The organism is Streptomyces sp. CNT372 (assembly GCF_000377145.1).
Genome location: NZ_KB897787.1, coordinates 116,708 through 134,034, shown reverse-complemented (window position 1 = coordinate 134,034; position 17,327 = coordinate 116,708). Strand labels below are relative to the sequence as shown.

Genomic DNA, 17,327 nt, shown 5'->3' with positions numbered 1-17,327 from the left:
GGCCGTGCAGGCGCCGGGGCACCGGCCACGCGCCGGGCAGAGGGCGGGGTCATCAACCGGCGCGGGCCGGGTAGGCGGGCGTCGAGCCCGCGCGGTGGGCGGTCCGCCGCGCCGGGGCCTCGGAGAGGAGACTGTGATGAGCACGGTGAAGGAGTCGGTGGAGGTCGCCGTCCCGCTGCGCACCGCCTACAACCAGTGGACGCAGTTCGAGGAGTTCCCGCGCTTCATGGAGGGCGTGGAGGAGGTCCGTCAGCTCGACGACGTGCACAGCCGCTGGGTCGCCCGCGTCGGCGGCGTGCGGCGGGAGTTCGAGACCGAGATCGTCGACCAGCTCCCGGACGAGCGGATCGCCTGGCGCACCACGGGCGGGGACGTCTCGCAGATGGGCATGGTGCGCTTCCAGGCCCTGGACGCGGAGCACACCCGGGTGGACCTGGTCATGGACGTGGAGCCCACCGGGGTCGCCGAGACGGCGGCGACGGTGGCCGGGGTCGTGGACCGGCGGGTCAAGGGCGACATGCGGCGCTTCAAGGAGTACATCGAGGGCCGCGGCGGCGAGACGGGCGCCTGGCGGGGGCGCGTCCGCCCGGACTGAGACCAGCCTGTTCGGGTGGCAGCGGCCGTGCGAGGTGAACGCGGGTCGTCGCCGTGGCAGGCATGGACCAGGCGTTTTCCTGCGCCCGGTCCGGCCTGTGCGCGGCGGACGGGCGGTCGTGACACACAGAAGGAGCATCTCCATGGGCCACGGTGGCAACGTCATCGACGAGCTGTCGGCCGACCTCAGAGAGATCGACGACCTCTTCGCCCGGGTCGCGGGCCTCGGCCCCGACGATCCGGAGCTGCGCCCCCTCGCCGACCGGCTCACGGGCAAGCTGGTCCGGCACGCGGTGACGGAGGAGGAGTACCTCTTCCCCGCCGTCCGGCGCTTCGTGGACGACGGCGACGACATGGCCGACCAGGAGATCGCCGACCGGGCGGAGGCAGAGCGCCTGCTGCGGGAGCTGGAGGCCTGCCCGCCCGGGGACGGCCGCTTCCCCGCCCTGCTCGCCACCCTGCGGGCGTCCACGGACCGGCTGGTGTCGGCCCGCGAGCAGCATCTCTTCCCGCTGCTGGCCGAGTCCTGCCCGCCGCGGATCCTCGTCGAGCTGGGCGACCGGGTGCGCGCCTCGCGCGAGCGGACCCCCGCGCACCCCTGAATCCCGAAAGCCCCGCGCACCCCTGATTCCCCGGTCCCCCGAGCGGGCCCGCGACACGGAGACGGACCGGGCCCCGGGCCCGCCAGCACACCGGAGGCCGCCTTGCCGGCGAAACGACCTGGACAGCCGGTGCGGCCCGGCGGGGCGCACGGAAACGGACCGGACCCCGGCCCCGCGCCCGCCGGCGGGCGCGGGGCCGTGCTGTGGGGGATGCCGCGGAAGCTGCTTCCGGGCTATCTCGGTGTACTGCTGTTCATGATCGGCGACGGGGTGGAGATCGGTTTCCTCGCCCCCTACATGGCCGACCACGGCGCCGGGACCGATGTGCGGGCGGGCTATGTGATCACCGCCTACGGCGTCGCCGTGATGCTCGGCTCCTGGCTGTCCGGGGCGCTGGCCGAGATCTGGGGGCCGCGCCGGGTGATGTGGGCGGGCGGCGCGGTCTGGGCCGTGTTCCACGCGCTGTTCCTGCTGGCCGCCCTGGGGACCGAGAACTACCCGCTGATGGTGGTGCTCTACGGTCTGCGCGGCTTCGGCTATCCGCTGTTCGCCTTCGGCTTCCTGGTCTGGATCACCGCCGCGGCGCCCCGGCGGCACCTCGGCGCGGCGGTCGGCTGGTTCTACTTCGCGTTCACCGGCGGTCTGCCGACGCTCGGCTCGCTGTGGGCCAGTGTGGGCATCCCGGCCGCCGGTGAGCGGGCCACCCTCTGGTCGGCGCTGGTGCTGGTCGTCGCGGGCACCCTGCTCGCCCTGGTGGGTGCGCGGGGGCGGGCCGGCGGCGACCGGCTGGCACCGCCCGGGGTGAGTGCGCGGGAGAGCCTGCGCACCAGTGTCTCGGTGGCGTGGACCCACCCGCGCGTGCTGGTCGGCTGTCTGGTGCGGGTGATCAACACCGCGCCGATGTTCGGGATGCTGGTCTATCTGCCCCGGGTGTTCGCCGACGACATCGGCTTCGGCGACGGCCGCTGGCTGCGCCTCCTCGCGATCGTGTTCGGCACCAACATCGCGTTCAACCTCCTCTTCGGGGCGCTCTCCGACCGGATCGGCTGGCGCACGACGATCGCCTGGTTCGGGGCCTTCGGCTGCTCGGTGACCTTCTGCCTGCTGTACTTCGTGCCCGCCTGGCTCGGCCCGGACCACTACTGGGCGGCGGTCGTCGCGGGGATGCTCTACGGGGCGGCCCTCGCGGGGTTCGTGCCGATCTCGGCGCTGGTGCCGTCGATGGCGCCGGAGAACAAGGGCGGAGCGGTGGCCCTGCTCAATCTGGGGGCGGGCGGGGCCGCGTTCGTCGGCCCGGCGCTGGCCAGTGTGCTGCTGCCGCTGACGGGGGTGGCGGGCATGACCCTGGCGTTCGCCGCGCTGTATCTGGTCGCCCTGGTGCTCACCTTCACCCTGCGGCTGCCCGAGGAGAGCGCGCCCGGGGCGCGGCCGGTGGCCGTCGGCGGCGGGGAGGCCGGGCAGGCGGCCCGGGTGCCCTGAGACCCGGCGCGCCGGTCGTGGTGGGCCCGGTCAGAGCGGGCCGCGGCCCGACGGGAACGCCTGCTCGGTCCAGATGGTCTTGCCGGACGGGGTGTAGCGGGTGCCCCAGCGCTGCACCAGCTGGGCGACGATGAACAGCCCCCGGCCGCCCTCGTCGTCGACCGAGCTGTGCCGCAGATGCGGGGAGGTGTGCCCGGTGTCGGCGACCTCGCAGAGCAGCGCCTGGTCGCGGATGAGGCGCAGCTGGAGCGGGCCCTCGGCGTAGCGGACCGCGTTGGTGACCAGTTCGCTGACGACGAGCTGGGAGGTGAAGGCGAGGTCGTCGAGGTCCCAGCGGCCGAGCTGGCCGGCGACGAGTTCCCGGGCACGGCCCGCGGCCTCCGGTTCGGCCGGCAGGTCCCAGGCGACGACGCGGCGGGCCTCCAGCTCCCGGGTGCGCACCAGGAGCAGCGCGGTGTCGTCGGCGCCGGTGCCGCCGGGACGGAGTTCGGCGAGGACCCGGTCGCACAGGGTCTCCAGGGGCGCGGGTCCGGCGCCGAGGACCCGGCAGAGGGTGTCGAGCCCGACCTCGATGTCGCGGTCCCGGGCCTCGACCAGACCGTCGGTGAACAGGGCGAGGATGCTGCCGACGGGCACGTCGAAGGAGGCCGACTCGAAGGGCAGTCCGCCGAGCCCGAGCGGCGGGCCCGCGGGCAGGTCGGGGAAGAGGCAGGAGCCGTCCGGGTGCACGATCACCGGTGGCAGATGGCCCGCGCGGGCCATGGTGCAGCGCCGGGTGACAGGGTCGTAGACGGCGTAGAGGCAGGTCGCGCCCGTGGTGACGTCCGTCTGGGCGTATGCGCGCTGCACTGTGCCGCCGGGGTCCTCGGCCGGGACGCGGTTGAGCAGGTCGTCGAGCCGGGTCAGCAGTTCGTCGGGGGCCATGTCGAGGGTGGCGAGCGCCTCCACGGTGGTGCGCAGGCGGCCCATGGTGGCGGCGGCCTGGAGCCCGTGGCCGACGACGTCGCCGACGACCAGGCCGACCCGGGCGCCGGAGAGCGGGATGACGTCGAACCAGTCTCCGCCGACGCCGGTGACGTCGTCGGCGGGGAGGTAGCGGTGCGCGATGTCGACGGCGGACTGCGGGGGCACGTGCTGGGGCAGCAGCTGGCGCTGGAGGGCGAGGGCGGCGGCGCTCTCGGCGGTGAAGCGGCGGGCGTTGTCGATGCCGAGGGCCGCGCGGGCCGCGAGTTCGTCGGCGAGCGCGACGGCGTCACTGTCGAAGAAGCGCCTGCTGCCGGTGCGGACGAAGGTGACCAGACCGAGGACGGCTCCGCCGGTGCGCAGGGGGACGACGAGGGTGTCCTCGGCGTTCACCCGGCCGCCGGAGGCGAGGCTGCGCAGCTGCGGGGAGCCGGGCCGGTGGACGACCGGGGCGTCCTCCGGGACCGGGTCCGGCAGGCCGGGCGCGTGGGAGAGGGAGGCGACGCGCACCCAGGAGGTGGCGGGGCCGAGGTCGGGGACGCCGCCCTCCAGCACCACCCGGGGCACGTCGACGGTCACCCGGGAGGCGAAGCGGGGCACGGCCACGTCCGCGACGGCCCGGGCGGTGGCGGCGACGTCCAGGGTGGCGCCGAGGCGGCGCCCCGCCTCGGCGAGGAGTGCGAGGCCCTGCTGGGCCTCGTGGCGGTCGGTGATGTCGAAGGCGTCCTCGCAGACGCCCAGGACCCGGCCCTCGGCGTCCTGGAGGCGGTAGTAGGAACAGGACCACAGGTGGAAGGTGTCCGGGTCGCTGGGCTGGCGGGCGAGGAAGTGCAGGTCGAGGAAGACCTCGCCGGTGTCGACGACCCGGCGCATGACCTCGCCGAGGGTCCGCGGGCCGGTGCCGAGGAAGACGCCGTCCGGGTACAGCTCCTCGGCGGGCCGGCCGCGGTACTCGGCGAGGGGGCGGCCGACCTCGTGGTCGTGGGCCTTGTTCGCCCAGACGAGGCGCAGGTCGGTGTCGTAGACGGCGAGGCCCAGCGGGGAGCGGGTGGCGAGGCCCTGGAGCATGGCCAGCCGGGCGTCCGCCTCCCGGCTGCGGCCGAGTTCCTCGACGACGAGGACGCGGGCCGCCGTGCCGCCGCCGGGGAGCGGGCAGACGGTGACGACCACCTCCACCGGCCGGCCGTCCCGGTGGCGGGCGGTCCCGGTGCGGCGGCCGGCCGCGGCGTCCGGGGGCAGGTCGAGGACGGCGGAGAGCGGGTGTCCCAGGGCCTCGGCGGCGGGCAGGCCGAAAAGTTCCCCGGCGGCGGGGCTCCATCCGATCACGGTGTCCCGGGCGTCGAGGACGACGGTGGCCGCGCCCGCGATGCCGGCGGACCCGCGCGGGTCCGCCGGCATCGCGGGCGCGGACCAGGCGGTTCGCGTGGCCGCGGTGCCTGCCGGGGACTCCGGTGCAGGCCAGGGACGTTCCATCCCTTCAGAATCAGCCCGGTGGGGGCGCCGCACAAGCGAGGCCCCCGCGCGGCGGGGGGTCCGGCGGACGGAGCGGGGCCTCAGGACGCGGGGAGCGGCTGCTCGGCCCAGATGGTCTTGCCCATGGACCCGTACCGGGTGCCCCAGCACTCGGTGAGGCTGGCGACGAGGAGCAGGCCCCGGCCGCCCTCGTCATAGATCCGGGCGCGGCGCAGATGAGGGGCGGTGCTGCTGCCGTCGGACACCTCGCAGACGAGGGCGGTGTCGCGGATCAGGCGCAGCCGGATCGGGGAGCCGCCGTAGCGGATCGCGTTGGTGACGAGTTCGCTGACGACGAGTTCCGTGGTGAAGACGGCGTCGCTCAGGCCCCAGGCCTCCAGCTGGGCGGCGGCGTACTTGCGGGCCCGGGCCACCACGGAGGGATCGCAGGGCAGTTCCCAGGAGGCGTGGTGGTCCGCGTCCAGCCGGCCGACACGGGCGAGGAGCAGGGCCACGTCGTCGTCGGGCCGGGCGGGCAGCAGGGCCTCCATCACGGCGTCGCAGGTGTCGTCGAGGGACCCGGTGGGCCGGGCGAGGGTGTCCCGCAGCACGGTGAGGGCGGCGTCGGTGTCCCGCCCGGGGGCCTCGACCAGGCCGTCGGTGTAGAGGGCGAGCATGCTCCGCTCGGGCAGCTCGAACCCGGCCGCCTCGAAGGGCAGCCCGCCCACGCCGAGCGGCGGGCCGCTGGGGAGTTCCATGAGCGAGGCGGTGCCGTCGGGGCGGACGAGGACGGGCTCGGGGTGGCCGGCCCGGGCCATGGAGCAGTGGCCGGTGACGGGGTCGTAGACGGCGAAGAGGCAGGTGGCGCCGGTGACGGAGGAACCGCCCGCCACGTCGACGGCCTCCTCCCGGTCGAGTTTCAGGACCAGGTCGTCCAGCTGGGTGAGGAGTTCGTCGGGTGCGAGGTCCACATCGGCGAGGGTCCGCACGGCGGTGCGCAGCCGGCCCATCGTCGCCGATGCCTGCACGCCGTGGCCGACGACGTCGCCGACGACCAGGGCGACGCGGGCGCCGGAGAGCGGGATCACGTCGAACCAGTCCCCGCCGATCCCGGCGCCGGTGGTGTTCGGCAGATAGCGGGAGGCGACCTCGACGGCCTGCCGGCGCACGGTCCGGCGGGGCAGCAGGCTGCGCTGGAGGGCGAGGGCGGTCGCGTGCTCGCGGGTGTACCGGCGGGCGTTGTCCACGGCCACGGCGGCGCGGGAGGCCAGCTCTCCGGCGAGCACGAGGTCGTCCTCGTCGAAGGGGTCGGGGTTGCGGTGCCGGCCGAAGGTGGCGATGCCCAGGCTGACCCCACGGGCCAGCAGCGGGGCGGTCAGGGTGGAGTGGACGCGGTGGGCGCGCATGCTGCGGACGCGTTCGGGGTCGACGGGCTCCCAGAGCACCAGCGCGGCCTCGTCGACGTCCTGGCGGACCGCCTCGCCGCGCACGAGGACCCGTCCCATCGCCGAGTCCCGGGCCAGGGCGTAGGACTCGCCGACGGGGACGACCGACTCGGGGCAGCCGTCGAGGACGGAGGCCTGGGCGGTGCGGCGGAAGACGATGTCGGTGCCGGGCGGCGGGGGGCGCGGCTCGTCCCCGGCGAGGACCGGCTCCAGCAGGTCCACGGCGACGAAGTCGGCGAAGCTCTCGGTGGCCAGCTCGGCCAGTTCCCCGGCCGTGCGGACGACGTCCAGGGTGCTGCCGATCCGCATGCCGGCCTCGTCCAGGACGGCCATCCGCTCGCGGGCGCGGTACTGCTCGGTGATGTCCAGAATGACGACGGAGCAGCCGTGGACGCGGCCGTCGCCGTCGGTGACGGGTGAGAGGACGGCCGTCCAGACGTGCTCGCCGCCGGGGCGCAGCCAGGTCTCGTAGGTGCGGGACTCGCCGGAGGCCATCACCTCGCGCATGACCTGCTCCAGCTCCTGCCCGCCCCCGATGACGACGCCGGGGGCCAGTTCACCCGGGCGCAGACCGCTGACCTGCCAGAGTTCGCGGTCGACCACGCGCAGGGCGGCGGTGTTCGCCCAGACGCGGCGGCAGTTGCGGTCGTAGTACGCCATGGGGACCGGCATCTGCTCCATGATCAGGGGCGCCAGGCCGGTCAGGTCCACGGCGGCGGTGCCGTCCGGCGCGGGCGGGCCGCCGGGGGTGTCCGCCCCGTCGGGTCCGTCCGGCCCCGGTTCCGCGGCGGCGTCCCGGCCGGTGCCGTGTCCGTCCATGGGGAGATCACTCGCCCTTCCCGGCGCCTGTCCGCCGTCGCGGGGGCCGGTGGCGGCCCTCGTCCCAGCATGCTCCCGACCTGGGAGCCTCTCAACCAGCACACGTCCGCGCCCGTGACGCGGGGCCGGGCGGACGTGTTGTGCGGCCCGGCCCACGGCCGGGCCGGCCGTGTACGCGGCTCCGCGGCCGGGCCCGGGCGGGAGCTTCATGTGCGCAGCTCGGCGGCCGGGCCCATGACGATCACCGGGCCCCGGTCGGGGTCCAGGGTGCGCAGGAGCTGCCGCATGCGGCCGGCCGGGAGGGAGATGCACGCCTGGGTCGGTCCCTCGTGGTCGACGTGGACCCAGACACCGCCGCCGCGCTCCTCCCCGAGCGGGCGTTCCTTGTCCAGGGGGGTGCGGCCGGGGACGCGGTTGTAGTCGATGGCGATCACATGGTCGAAGGAGCCCTCCAGGGGTTCGCCGAGGAAGCCGGTGCCCGAGACGGCGAACTCCGGGTCCTGGTCGTAGGGCAGCCGGGCGCCCGGGGCGGGCAGTCTGCCGCCCGCGTCGCCCAGGCCGAACACCCCGATCGGGCTGCGCAGATCGCCCGCCCGGTGCTCATGGGTCCAGCCGCGCAGGCCGTTGTGCGCGGGCCAGGGCCCGAGGACCCGGGTCCACGGGGAGGCGGCGTCCTCGCGCTGCCAGAGGACGGCGGTGGCGGTGCTGCTGTCGGCCGTCTCACCGGTGACGACCAGGACCTGGTGGGTCCCGTCGGTCAGGGAGGCGGCGGTCCCCGGTCCCAGACCGGGGATCGCTCGCGGGGCGGGGGCCGGGGCGGGGCGCTGCTCGGTGCCGGCATGCTTGTCGGAGCCGCTGCCGGCCGGGCCTGCGGCGGGGGCCGGCGGGGTGGACGCGTCGGACGGGGCGGACGGGGCGGACGGGGACGCGGCGGGTCCGGTGGAGCATCCGGTGAGCAGCAGGGCCGCCGCGCACAGCGGGGGGAGCAGCAGCCGTGCGGCTCGCTGACGGACAGGCATGGGTGCGTCCTCCGCGCTCGTGGAACAGTGCGGGCCATGCGTACCCGCGACGCGCCCGGGACGGGTCCCCGTCGCCGCGGGCTCACTCCTCCGGGGCATCGGCCGCTCGGGCCCTGCCGTAGAATCGGCCCTATGCGCCGACGACATTGATCCACCGCCCCTGGTCCCAGGACGGACTGCCGCGGACCGCCGCTCGGGTGAGCACCCGGCGTCCGCTGTCCGTCCCGTCGAAGGACCTTTCCCCATGCTCACCTTGTCGTCATGCCCGCCCGACGCCCGTGTCCGGCGTCTGGAGCGGCGGCTCTGCCTCTACTCGGGTCTGGAGGACTTCGTCCTCCTGTACCCCCTCTACGCACTCCTCTTCGCCGACCACGGCCTCACCACGGCCGAGATCTCGTCCCTGTTCGCCCTGTGGTCCCTCGCCGGACTGGTCCTGGAGGTGCCGTCCGGTGTGCTGGCGGACGTACTGTCGCGACGGCTGCTGCTGATCGCGGGTCCGCTGCTGACCGCGACCGGTTTCACCCTGTGGTTCACCGTCCCGTCGTACGGCGCCTTCGCCGCGGGCTTCGTGCTCTGGGGTGCCGGCGGGGCGCTGCGGTCCGGCGCGTACGAGGCGCTGGCGCACGACGAACTGGAACGGCTGGGCGCCGCCTCGCGGTACGCGCGGGTGATGGGCCGGGCCACGGCCTGGGCGATGGTCGCGGTGGCCCTCTCCACGGCGGCCGCGGCACCGGCCCTCGCGGTCGGCGGCCTGCCCGCGATCGCGGTGGCGAGCGTCGGGTCCTGTCTGCTCTGCGCGGCGGCGGGCGCGGCGCTGCCGGAGCACCGGGGCGGCGGGCGCCGGGCGGCGGGGACAGGCCCGGGCCACGGCTCGGGCGGGGCGGTGGACGCGGAGGCTCCCGGGCCGGTGGCGACGCTGCGCGCCGGTCTGGGCGAGGTGCGGCGCAGCCGGCCGGTCCGGCGGGCGCTGCTGCTGGGCGTCGCTGTCACCTCGGTGTGGGGCGCGCTGGACGAGTACGTGCCCCTGCTGGCCGCGTCGACCGGCGTGGCCGCCACGACGGTGCCGCTGCTGGCGCTGGTGGTGTGGTCGGGGCTGACCGCCGGTTCGCTGCTGGTGGGCCGGGCGGAGGGGATCCGTTCGCGGGACCTGGGCCTGCTGCTCGCCGGGGGCGCGGCGGCCACGGCGCTGGGCGCGCTCTCGGGTCATCCGGCCGGGTTCGCCGCGGTGGCGGCGGGTTTCCTGGTCTTCCAGCTCGCCGACGTCCTCGCCGACGCGCGGCTCCAGGCGGCGATCACCGGGCCGAGCCGTGCGACGGTCACCTCGCTCGCCGGTCTCGGCACCAGCGTGGCGACGCTGGGTACGTACGGCGCGTACGCGGGCCTGTCCGCGCACTTCGCGCACGGCGGGGTGTTCGCCCTGCTGGCCCTCCCCTATCTGGGGGTGGCCCTCGCCCTGTTCCTGCGCGGACGGGTGCGGGCGGTCGCGCCGCAGGACCAGGTGCCGGACGCCCGCCCCGAGCCCGGCCGGGAAGGCGGCGCGGCGGCCGCTCCCGGGCCGGGTCCCGGGGCCGGTCCGCAGGACGGTCCCGAGCCGGGACCCGCGGCCCGTCCGCAGGACGGTCCCGAGCCGGGCCCGGTGGTCGTCGTGCCGGAGCCGGGCCGCTGACGAGAGGGGTCCGCGGCGGTCGCGTACGGCGGCCGTCCGGGCCCGCTCAGCGGTGGTGGGCCGCGTTGAGTTCGATGATCAGCACACCCGCGACGACGAGACCGATGCCGAGGAGCATGACCGCCGTGAGCGGTTCCCCGAACAGCACCCGTGAGGCCAGGGCCGTGAGCGCGACCCCGCAGGCGGCCCAGATCCCGTACGCGACCCCGAGGGCGACCCCGAGGCTCAGGGTGAGGCTCAGCAGGGCGAAGGCGGCGAGGTAGCCGGCCCCCACCGCGAGGAACCACCGCCGGTCGGCGCCGGGTTGGGAGGCCATCCGCAGGGAGAGGGTGCCGCCGACCTCGGACAGGATCGCGCCCATCAGGATCACCCAGCTCACGCCGTCTCCCCCTGCCGCCCGTCCGCGTCCCGGCGTTCGCGGTGGGCGGCCTGGGCGCCGAGTTCGACGCACAGGACACCGCCGATGACCAGGACGATGCCCGCACCCATCCCGGCGGAGAGCGGATCACCGAAGACCAGTGCGGCGAGGACGGCCGTGAGGGCGACCCCGCAGGCGGCCCAGACACCGTACGCGACCCCGATGCCCATGCCCTGACGCAGCGTCAGACCGAGGGCGGTGAAGGCGCCGGCGTAGCCGGCCACGACCACCGCGTACCAGGCGGGGTGGTCCAGCGCCGCGCGCAGGGAGAGCGTCGCGGCGACTTCGAGAAGGATCGCCGCCCCGAGGAGCAGCCACTTGTTCGTCATGGGGTGTGTCCGGTCCTTCACGGGGGTCGACGGCCACGCGGGACTCTACCCACCCGGGTGTGCGGGCGCGCCCGGCTCGCCCAGCCGGTCGGCCCGGGGCGGGTTGGGGCCGGCGACCGAGCAGGTGAGGGCCGCCACCCGGGCGGCGAAGGCGCAGGCACCGGCCACCTCACCGATCGTCAGCCCGGCCGGCCGCCCGCCGCCCAGGGCACCCCGGGTGCCGAGGTGGTGGAGGAGGCCCGCGGTGAACGAGTCCCCGGCGCCGACGGTGTCCACGACGCGCACCGGCGGGGCCGGGACCGTGACGCGCTCCCCGTCCAGGGAGGCGAGCGCGCCCCGCTCCCCCAGGGTGATCACCACGAGGGGGACGCCGGCCGCGTGCCACTCGTCGCAGGCCGCTTCGGGGGTGCGGCCGGGGAGCAGCAGGGCGAGGTCGTCCTCGCTGAGGCGCAGCACGTCCGCGAGGGCGCACCACACGGGCAGCCGCTCGCGGTAGACGGCGGGCGGGACGAGCAGCGGGCGGACGTTGGGGTCGACGGACACGGTCGCCCCGGCGCGTGCCGCGCGGGCGAGGAACTCCTCGACGACCGCGCCGCCGGGCTCCCGGACCAGGGCGAGCGAGCCGGTGTGCACACAGGTGACGCCGTCCAGCGGGACGGCGTCCAGTTCCGCTCGGGTCCACTGCCAGTCGGCTGTTCCCTCGGCGTGGAAGGAGTACGCGGCCTGCCCGGCCGCGTCCAGTTCCGCGACGGCGAGGGTGCTCGGTTCGGCGGCGCGGACGGCGGCCGACAGGTCCACGCCCGAGTCCTCCAGCCGCCGGCGGAACAGCCGCCCGAACACGTCGTCGCCGAGGCGGGCCAGGAACCGGGCGGGCGTGCCGAGCCGGGCCAGGGCGACGGCGGTGTTGGCGGGTCCGCCGCCGGGCAGTACGCGCAGGGTCAGCGCGTCCGGGGTCCTGTCCGCCGGTCCGGTGAAGGCGTCCGCGACGCACTCGCCGAGGACGGTGACGGGCGAGGGGCGCACGGGAGGCTCTCGGCGCATGGCGGTCTCCTCGGGCGGTGAGCCGGTCGCGGGGCGGCGCGTGGGCGCCGGGGGCGGGCCGCGCAGGTGGCGGTGCGGAGCGGGGCCGCGTGGGCGGCGGTGGCGGGCCGCGTGGGCCGGTGCGGGAACGCCGGGAAGTCCACCATCCGCCCGCACCGGTGTCAACGAGGACAACTGTCAGCGTGGACACCGGGCTCCGCCGGGCCCGGCACCGGCAGCGACGGCGCCGGGCCGGGGCGCCGTCGCGGCGGCGCGGGCGCTGCCGGCCCTGCCCGATCCGCCGGCGGCGCTGTTCGCGGCGGCAACGTGACGGCGACGGGCACGGTGACCGGACTGGGTCGGTCCGGCCGCCGGGACGTGGCGCCGGTCGCCTTCGACGACCTGCCGCCGCCCGCCGCAGGAACTCCCGGACCGCCCGGACCGGGGCACCTGCTCGCCGCGTACGCGGAGGGCCTGCCGGGTGTCCCGGAGGACCACGCACAGGAGTTGCCGGGGCTCGAGCTGTTCCACGACGGGGACCTGGAGGTGCCGGTCGCGACGCTTCCGGCCGGCCGGCAGCGGCGGCTCGCACTGGCCCGGCTGCTGTCGCGGCCGGCCTCCTGGTGCTCGGCGAACCGACGACCCATGTCGCGCCGGCTCCGGTGGAGGAGTGGAGGAGTGGGAGGCGGCACTCGCACAGTTCGCCGGGGCGGTGGTCGCCGTCCCGCACGACCGGCGCTTCCCCGCCGGCTTCACCGGCGGCCGGCCCGGACTCCGCTCGGGCCGGGTGGTACGGCACCCGGACCCTGCCCCGGACCCGCCGAGGGACCGGGGCTTCTCCGGGGTGCGGTACCCCGCCGGGGAGCGGGACCCGCCGCCCCGCCTGGGGCCTGATGTGCGCCGGTAGCGGCCGGGATGCCAGGATGGCCGCATGAGCAATGTGTACTTCGACATCACGATCGACGACCGTCCCGCCGGCCGGATCGTCTTCCAGCTCTTCGACGAGGTCGTCCCGAAGACCGCGAAGAACTTCCGCGAGCTGGCGACCGGTGAGCACGGCTACGGCTACGAGGGTTCGTCGTTCCACCGGGTCATCCCGGACTTCATGCTGCAGGGCGGCGACTTCACCGCCGGCAACGGCACCGGCGGCCGCAGCATCTACGGCGAGAAGTTCGCCGACGAGAACTTCGAGCTCAAGCACACCAAGCCGGGCCAGCTCTCGATGGCCAACGCGGGCCCGAACACCAACGGTTCGCAGTTCTTCATCACGACCATCGTGACGGACTGGCTGGACAACAAGCACGTCGTCTTCGGCGAGGTCGTCGAGGGCATGGAGCTCGTCAAGGAGATCGAGGCCCTCGGTTCGCGCACCGGTGCGCTGAGCTCGAAGGTCACGATCGCCAAGTCGGGTGTCGTCGGCGCCTGATCCTTTCGCCGTACGGCGCGGGCCGTGGCGCGCAGCGTTTCCGCTGCGCGCCACGGCCCGTTTATTTTCCCTTTTCTCCTCCGTTTGACAACGTGCGGAGCGGTAACCCTCACTCGCGGGGACAGTCGACCGGAGGAACAGATAATGATCATTCTGGGGCTCATACTTCTCATCGTCGGCGCTGTGGCCGGCATCGGAATTCTGTGGACCATCGGAATCGTGCTGATCGCCATCGGGGCCGCACTCTGGCTTCTCGGCGCCCTGGGGCGTTCGGTCGGCGGGCGCCGTCACTACTGGTGACCGCGGAACCAGCTGCCATCAGGCACGATCAGCGCCGTCGCCGTAGTCTCGGCACGACGTGGATTCTTCCGACGGCTTCACTTCAGAAGACTTCAGGCGCCTCGCAGGCTTCAGAGGAAAGGTGACATCGTGAGCGCGAACGAAAAGGCCAAGGCGAAGTACGAGCAGGGCAAGGGAAAGCTCAAGGAAGGCGCCGGCCGGACCACGGACGACGAGAGCATGGCCGCGGAAGGCCGCGCCGAGAAGTCCCAGGGGTCGCTGCGTGACGCGAAGGAAAAAGCGAAGGACAGCGCCGGAAAGGTACGGGACGCCCTCAAGGGCGACCGCTGAGATACCGAGCTGCTGAGCGTGCGTGGCCGCCTGCGGCCACAGCGGGCGTACGGAAGGGCCGGCTCATGAGCCGGCCCTTCCGTACGCCCGTCCCGCGCTGCCCGAGTCCGCGTCGGCAGTCGGTGCCGGCCCGGGTCCGCGTCAGCCCGGGGACTCCCCCGGCTCCGGCGACTCCTCGGCGTCCGGGGGTTCGGGCGACGCCTCGCCGTCGTCGTCCTCGTCGGCCTCCTGCCGGCCCGCCTGCTGGTCGGGCATGTCTCGGGGCAGCGGATCGCCGGGGCCCTCGAAGCCCTCGGGGCGGTAGTCCTCGGAATCCACGGTCACTGTGTCGCGCTCCTGTCCTGTGTCTGGTCGTTCCGTCCGGGTACTCCCGGCCGGAGTCGACGGGTACCCGCCGCGGGGCGTCCCACTCCCCGGGCCGCCGCGGGGTGGCCGGGGGCGTGCGCCGGTGGCGCGGGGGCGGCCCCTTTGCGCCCCGGTGCTCCCCGATCACCTCGGGGAGGGCGGCCGGGCATGTCGCACGGGCCCCTTCTGGTCCATAATTCTCCGGTGAAAGACGATCAGGTCGTGCGGCTGCCCGGCCGGGGTTCCGGCGCCGCCGCGCCGCGTCCGGGGGCGACGCAGGCCGGGCCCGTGTGGCCCCAGTGGCGGGAGGACCACCCCGTGGTCTCGGGCCAGGGCCATCCGTTTGTCCTCGCGGCGCTGCGCATGACCGTGCCCGCGGGCCGGAGTTGGCAGCAGCACCGGCTGGTGGAGAACGACCGGCTGCGCACCCGGCTGGTACCGCTGTTCGGCGCCCTGCCGATGAGCCACTCCCTGTTGCAGGAGCCGCACGGGGGCCAGCACTGCCGGTACAGCGACCGGGAGTTGCGCCTCTGGCAGGACGCCGACCCGGACCGCTGGCCGAACACCCTGTACCGGGATTTCGCGCAGGCGGACGGGCCACGCACCGGTCTGGGCGAGTTGAAGGTCACGCTGCGGCTGGAGACCCGGGACGGGCAGGTGAGCCTGACCGAGCGGACGATAGCGGAGTGCAATGTGCGCGCCGACGGCCGGCTGCTGCTCACCCAGGTCCCGGACCGGCTGACGGCCGGGGGGTGAACCGCCCGCCGGCCGCGTGCCGTTTCCTCCGGCAGCTGCCGGAGGAAACGGCACGCGGCCGGACGCGGCAGGCGAAGACCGTCAGACGGCGCGCAGTTCGGGCAGGAGCTTGTCCCCGGCCCATTCGAGGAAGTCGTGCTGGGTGTCGCCGCCGATCTGGACGAGCGCCACATCGGTGAAGCCCGCGTCGGCGAACTCCTGCACGGCCCGGGCGACCGCTTCGGGGTCGTCCCCGCAGGGGATGGACGCGGCCACGTCCTCCGGCCCGACGAACTGCGTCGCGGCCTCGAAGGCGTCGGGGTGCGGGAGTTCGGAGTTGACCTTCCAGCCGCCCGCGAACCAGCGGAACTGGTCGTGCGCGCGTTCCACCGCGCGTTCGCGGTCGGTGTCGTAGCAGATCGGCAGCTGCCCGATGCGGGGCTTGCCCGTGCCGCCCGCGCGGTCGAAGGCGTCGACGAGGCCGCGTTTCGGCTCCACCGCGATCAGCAGGTCCGCCAGTTCCCCGGCCAGCTCGCAGGACCGGGGTCCGGAGACGGCGACGCCGATCGGGGGCGGCTCCTCGGGGAGGTCCCACAGGCGGGCGGACTCCACGGTGAAGTAGCCGCCGCGACGGCTGACGTGCTCGCCGCGGAACAGCTCGCGGATGATCTCCACCGCCTCGCGGAGCATCCCGAGCCGGACGTCCGCGCCGGGCCAGGGGCCGACGATGTGCTCGTTCAGGTTCTCCCCGGAGCCGAGGCCGAGACGGAAGCGGCCCTCGGACAGGAGTTGCAGCGTCGCCGCCTTCTGTGCCACGACGGCCGGGTGGTAGCGCATCGTCGGGCAGGTCACATACGTCATGAGGGGGATCTCGGAGGTCGCCTGGGCGGCGGCTCCGAGAACGCTCCACGCGTACGGGGAGTGCCCCTGGGAGCGCAGCCACGGGAAGGCGTGGTCGGAGGTGACCGAGAAGCCGAAGCCGACGTCCTCGGCGTGGACCACATGGTCCACCAGCTGCCGGGGGCCGGCCTGCTCGGTCATCATCGTGTAGCCGATGTTCACCATGCGCGCCGGGTGCCCAGCTCCGGGGAGGGGAAACACGGCCGGTCGGCGAGGCGGGATGGGCGCGGCCCGGCCGGACGCTCAGGCCGCCAGCGGGGCGGTGTCCTCGCCCACGGGTTCGCGCAGCCCGGCGAGGAACTCCTCCATCGCGGCCCGGGCGGTGTGCCGCGGCCGCCAGTCCAGCTCGTCCCGGGCCCGGCCGGCGTCCATCAGCGGCAGCCGCAGAACGGCGTCGAACAGGCCGGGTGAGGCGCCGACCAGGCGGGCCCGCCAGGCCGCCGCCAGGACCGCGCGGACCGGCGCGGCGGGCAGGCGCACGACGCGGGCCCCGAGCAGGCCGGCCAGCACGGCCGAGTCCAGTGGCGGGTCGGCCGCCAGGTTGAACGCGCCACGGACGGGCCGCAGGACCGTTTCCCGGTAGGCGGCGGCCGCGTCGTCGGTGTGCAGGGCCTGGAAGGTGAGGCCGGGCAGGTCGGGGACGGCGGGCAGCCACTCGCGGCGCACCAGCCCCGGCGGCACCAGCCGGTTGCCGAAGATCCGGAGCTGTTCCGGGGCGGCCTCCCGCTTGAAGAGGAACGCCGGGCGCATGCGGACCACCCGGATCCCGGGGTGGTCCCGCTCGAAGGTGTCCAGGACGCGCTCCAGGTAGGCCTTCTCCCGGCAGTACGCCGCCTGTGGCCAGCCGTCGGTGGGCCAGCTCTCGTCGACCGGCCGGTCCTTGGGGCCGGGGCTGTAGGCGCCGACGGAGGAGGCGTGCACCAGGGCCCCGGCGCCCGAGGCAGCGGCGGCGCGGAACACCCGCAGGCTGCCGAGGACGTTGGTGCGCCACGTGGTGACGGGGTCGCGCGTGGGCCGGAACCTCCAGGCCAGGTGGACGACGGCGTCGGCACCGGCGAAGAGCGGGGCGAGGTCGTCACCGCCCGGGGCGACGTCCGCCGCGGCCCACTCCACCCCGGGGAGGTCGAGCCCCGGTGTGCGCCGGGCCAGGCCGAGGACCGTGCCGACGCGGGGGGCGGCGGCGAGAGCCCGCACCACGCTGGTGCCGGCGTTGCCGGTGGCGCCCGTGACGACGACCCTGAGGCCGCCCGCGCGCCCGCCGTCGTCGTGCCCGCCGCCGCCGTCGTCGTGGCGTGTGCCGGCCGCTTCGTCGCTCATGGCGTCACCCTCCGTCCGGGCCCCGGGCGCTCCGGGGCCGGCGGCCGGGTACCCGCGCGAGCCCTCCGCATGCGGGGCGGGTCCCCCGGCGGGCCGGGGCCACCCGTCCGCCGCGCCCCCTCCGTTTCGTTTCGTGGCGCGCGCCCATGAAGTCCGGCGCCCTGGGTA

The 17,327-nt window shown here is 75.3% G+C and carries 18 protein-coding genes; 9 read left to right on the top strand and 9 right to left on the bottom strand.

Annotated elements, in window-relative coordinates:
* The first annotated feature begins 136 nt into the window (after positions 1 to 136).
* The 3 genes from C593_RS0123140 to C593_RS0123130 all read left to right on the top strand — a co-directional run bounded on the left by C593_RS0123140 (position 137) and on the right by C593_RS0123130 (position 2,675).
* Positions 137 to 595: an SRPBCC family protein gene (locus C593_RS0123140; RefSeq protein ID WP_018849707.1), complete on the top strand. Its 459-nt coding sequence runs from the start codon at positions 137 to 139 to the stop codon at positions 593 to 595.
* A 142-nt stretch (positions 596 to 737) separates the two neighbouring features.
* Positions 738 to 1,196, top strand: coding sequence for a hemerythrin domain-containing protein (locus tag C593_RS0123135; RefSeq protein WP_018849706.1), 459 nt, complete (start codon positions 738 to 740; stop codon positions 1,194 to 1,196).
* Positions 1,197 to 1,406: 210 nt separating this feature from the next.
* Positions 1,407 to 2,675 (top strand): MFS transporter, encoded by a 1,269-nt coding sequence (locus tag C593_RS0123130; protein WP_051093759.1) that lies wholly within the window; start codon positions 1,407 to 1,409, stop codon positions 2,673 to 2,675.
* A 30-nt stretch (positions 2,676 to 2,705) separates the two neighbouring features.
* Here C593_RS0123130 and C593_RS0123125 read toward each other — a convergent pair whose 3' ends face one another.
* The 3 genes from C593_RS0123125 to C593_RS0123115 all read right to left on the bottom strand — a co-directional run bounded on the left by C593_RS0123125 (position 2,706) and on the right by C593_RS0123115 (position 8,373).
* Complete coding sequence (locus C593_RS0123125; protein WP_018849704.1) at positions 2,706 to 5,036, bottom strand: SpoIIE family protein phosphatase; 2,331 nt, start codon at positions 5,034 to 5,036, stop codon at positions 2,706 to 2,708.
* A gap of 155 nt (positions 5,037 to 5,191) precedes the next feature.
* Positions 5,192 to 7,354: a SpoIIE family protein phosphatase gene (locus C593_RS0123120; RefSeq protein ID WP_018849703.1), complete on the bottom strand. Its 2,163-nt coding sequence runs from the start codon at positions 7,352 to 7,354 to the stop codon at positions 5,192 to 5,194.
* Positions 7,355 to 7,560: 206 nt separating this feature from the next.
* The gene (locus C593_RS0123115; RefSeq protein WP_018849702.1) at positions 7,561 to 8,373 is read right to left on the bottom strand and encodes a hypothetical protein; all 813 of its coding nucleotides are present in this window, start codon (positions 8,371 to 8,373) and stop codon (positions 7,561 to 7,563) included.
* A gap of 244 nt (positions 8,374 to 8,617) precedes the next feature.
* On the opposite strand from C593_RS0123115, the gene C593_RS0123110 reads away from it, so the two are divergent.
* Entirely contained in the window at positions 8,618 to 10,039 is a 1,422-nt protein-coding gene (locus C593_RS0123110) for an MFS transporter (RefSeq protein ID WP_018849701.1), read from the top strand.
* A gap of 46 nt (positions 10,040 to 10,085) precedes the next feature.
* On the opposite strand, the gene C593_RS0123105 is transcribed toward C593_RS0123110, so the two are convergent.
* Genes C593_RS0123105 through C593_RS0123095 form a run of 3 tightly spaced genes read right to left on the bottom strand, consistent with a single transcriptional unit; the run spans position 10,086 to position 11,827 of the window.
* A complete protein-coding gene (locus C593_RS0123105) occupies positions 10,086 to 10,418 on the bottom strand; it encodes an SMR family transporter (protein WP_018849700.1) in 333 nt (110 codons plus the stop codon).
* The gene (locus C593_RS30300; protein ID WP_018849699.1) at positions 10,415 to 10,786 is read right to left on the bottom strand and encodes an SMR family transporter; all 372 of its coding nucleotides are present in this window, start codon (positions 10,784 to 10,786) and stop codon (positions 10,415 to 10,417) included. The genes C593_RS0123105 and C593_RS30300 overlap by 4 nt, the downstream gene beginning before the upstream one ends.
* A gap of 45 nt (positions 10,787 to 10,831) precedes the next feature.
* Positions 10,832 to 11,827, bottom strand: a complete 996-nt coding sequence (locus tag C593_RS0123095; RefSeq protein ID WP_026277995.1) for a carbohydrate kinase family protein — start codon at positions 11,825 to 11,827, stop codon at positions 10,832 to 10,834.
* Between the two features lie 649 nt (positions 11,828 to 12,476).
* On the opposite strand from C593_RS0123095, the gene C593_RS0123090 reads away from it, so the two are divergent.
* From C593_RS0123090 to C593_RS0123075, 4 genes are all read left to right on the top strand, one after another.
* Positions 12,477 to 12,713 carry a hypothetical protein gene (locus tag C593_RS0123090; RefSeq protein ID WP_018849697.1) on the top strand — a complete coding sequence of 79 codons (237 nt, stop codon included), beginning with the start codon at positions 12,477 to 12,479 and terminating at the stop codon, positions 12,711 to 12,713.
* A gap of 24 nt (positions 12,714 to 12,737) precedes the next feature.
* Positions 12,738 to 13,232 (top strand): peptidylprolyl isomerase, encoded by a 495-nt coding sequence (locus C593_RS0123085; protein WP_018849696.1) that lies wholly within the window; start codon positions 12,738 to 12,740, stop codon positions 13,230 to 13,232.
* 144 nt (positions 13,233 to 13,376) lie between these two features.
* Positions 13,377 to 13,532: a DUF6131 family protein gene (locus C593_RS33450; RefSeq protein ID WP_018849695.1), complete on the top strand. Its 156-nt coding sequence runs from the start codon at positions 13,377 to 13,379 to the stop codon at positions 13,530 to 13,532.
* 129 nt (positions 13,533 to 13,661) lie between these two features.
* Positions 13,662 to 13,862 carry a CsbD family protein gene (locus C593_RS0123075; protein ID WP_018849694.1) on the top strand — a complete coding sequence of 67 codons (201 nt, stop codon included), beginning with the start codon at positions 13,662 to 13,664 and terminating at the stop codon, positions 13,860 to 13,862.
* 141 nt (positions 13,863 to 14,003) lie between these two features.
* On the opposite strand, the gene C593_RS30295 is transcribed toward C593_RS0123075, so the two are convergent.
* Positions 14,004 to 14,186: a hypothetical protein gene (locus C593_RS30295; protein ID WP_018849693.1), complete on the bottom strand. Its 183-nt coding sequence runs from the start codon at positions 14,184 to 14,186 to the stop codon at positions 14,004 to 14,006.
* 225 nt (positions 14,187 to 14,411) lie between these two features.
* Between C593_RS30295 and C593_RS0123065 the strand changes: the two genes are divergently transcribed.
* Positions 14,412 to 14,963, top strand: coding sequence for a hypothetical protein (locus C593_RS0123065; protein WP_486591172.1), 552 nt, complete (start codon positions 14,412 to 14,414; stop codon positions 14,961 to 14,963).
* An 81-nt stretch (positions 14,964 to 15,044) separates the two neighbouring features.
* Here the strand turns inward: C593_RS0123065 and C593_RS0123060 are convergent, their stop codons facing one another.
* The gene (locus C593_RS0123060) at positions 15,045 to 16,007 is read right to left on the bottom strand and encodes an LLM class F420-dependent oxidoreductase (RefSeq protein ID WP_018849691.1); all 963 of its coding nucleotides are present in this window, start codon (positions 16,005 to 16,007) and stop codon (positions 15,045 to 15,047) included.
* A gap of 78 nt (positions 16,008 to 16,085) precedes the next feature.
* The gene (locus tag C593_RS0123055; RefSeq protein ID WP_018849690.1) at positions 16,086 to 17,159 is read right to left on the bottom strand and encodes an NAD-dependent epimerase/dehydratase family protein; all 1,074 of its coding nucleotides are present in this window, start codon (positions 17,157 to 17,159) and stop codon (positions 16,086 to 16,088) included.
* Positions 17,160 to 17,327 lie beyond the last annotated feature (168 nt).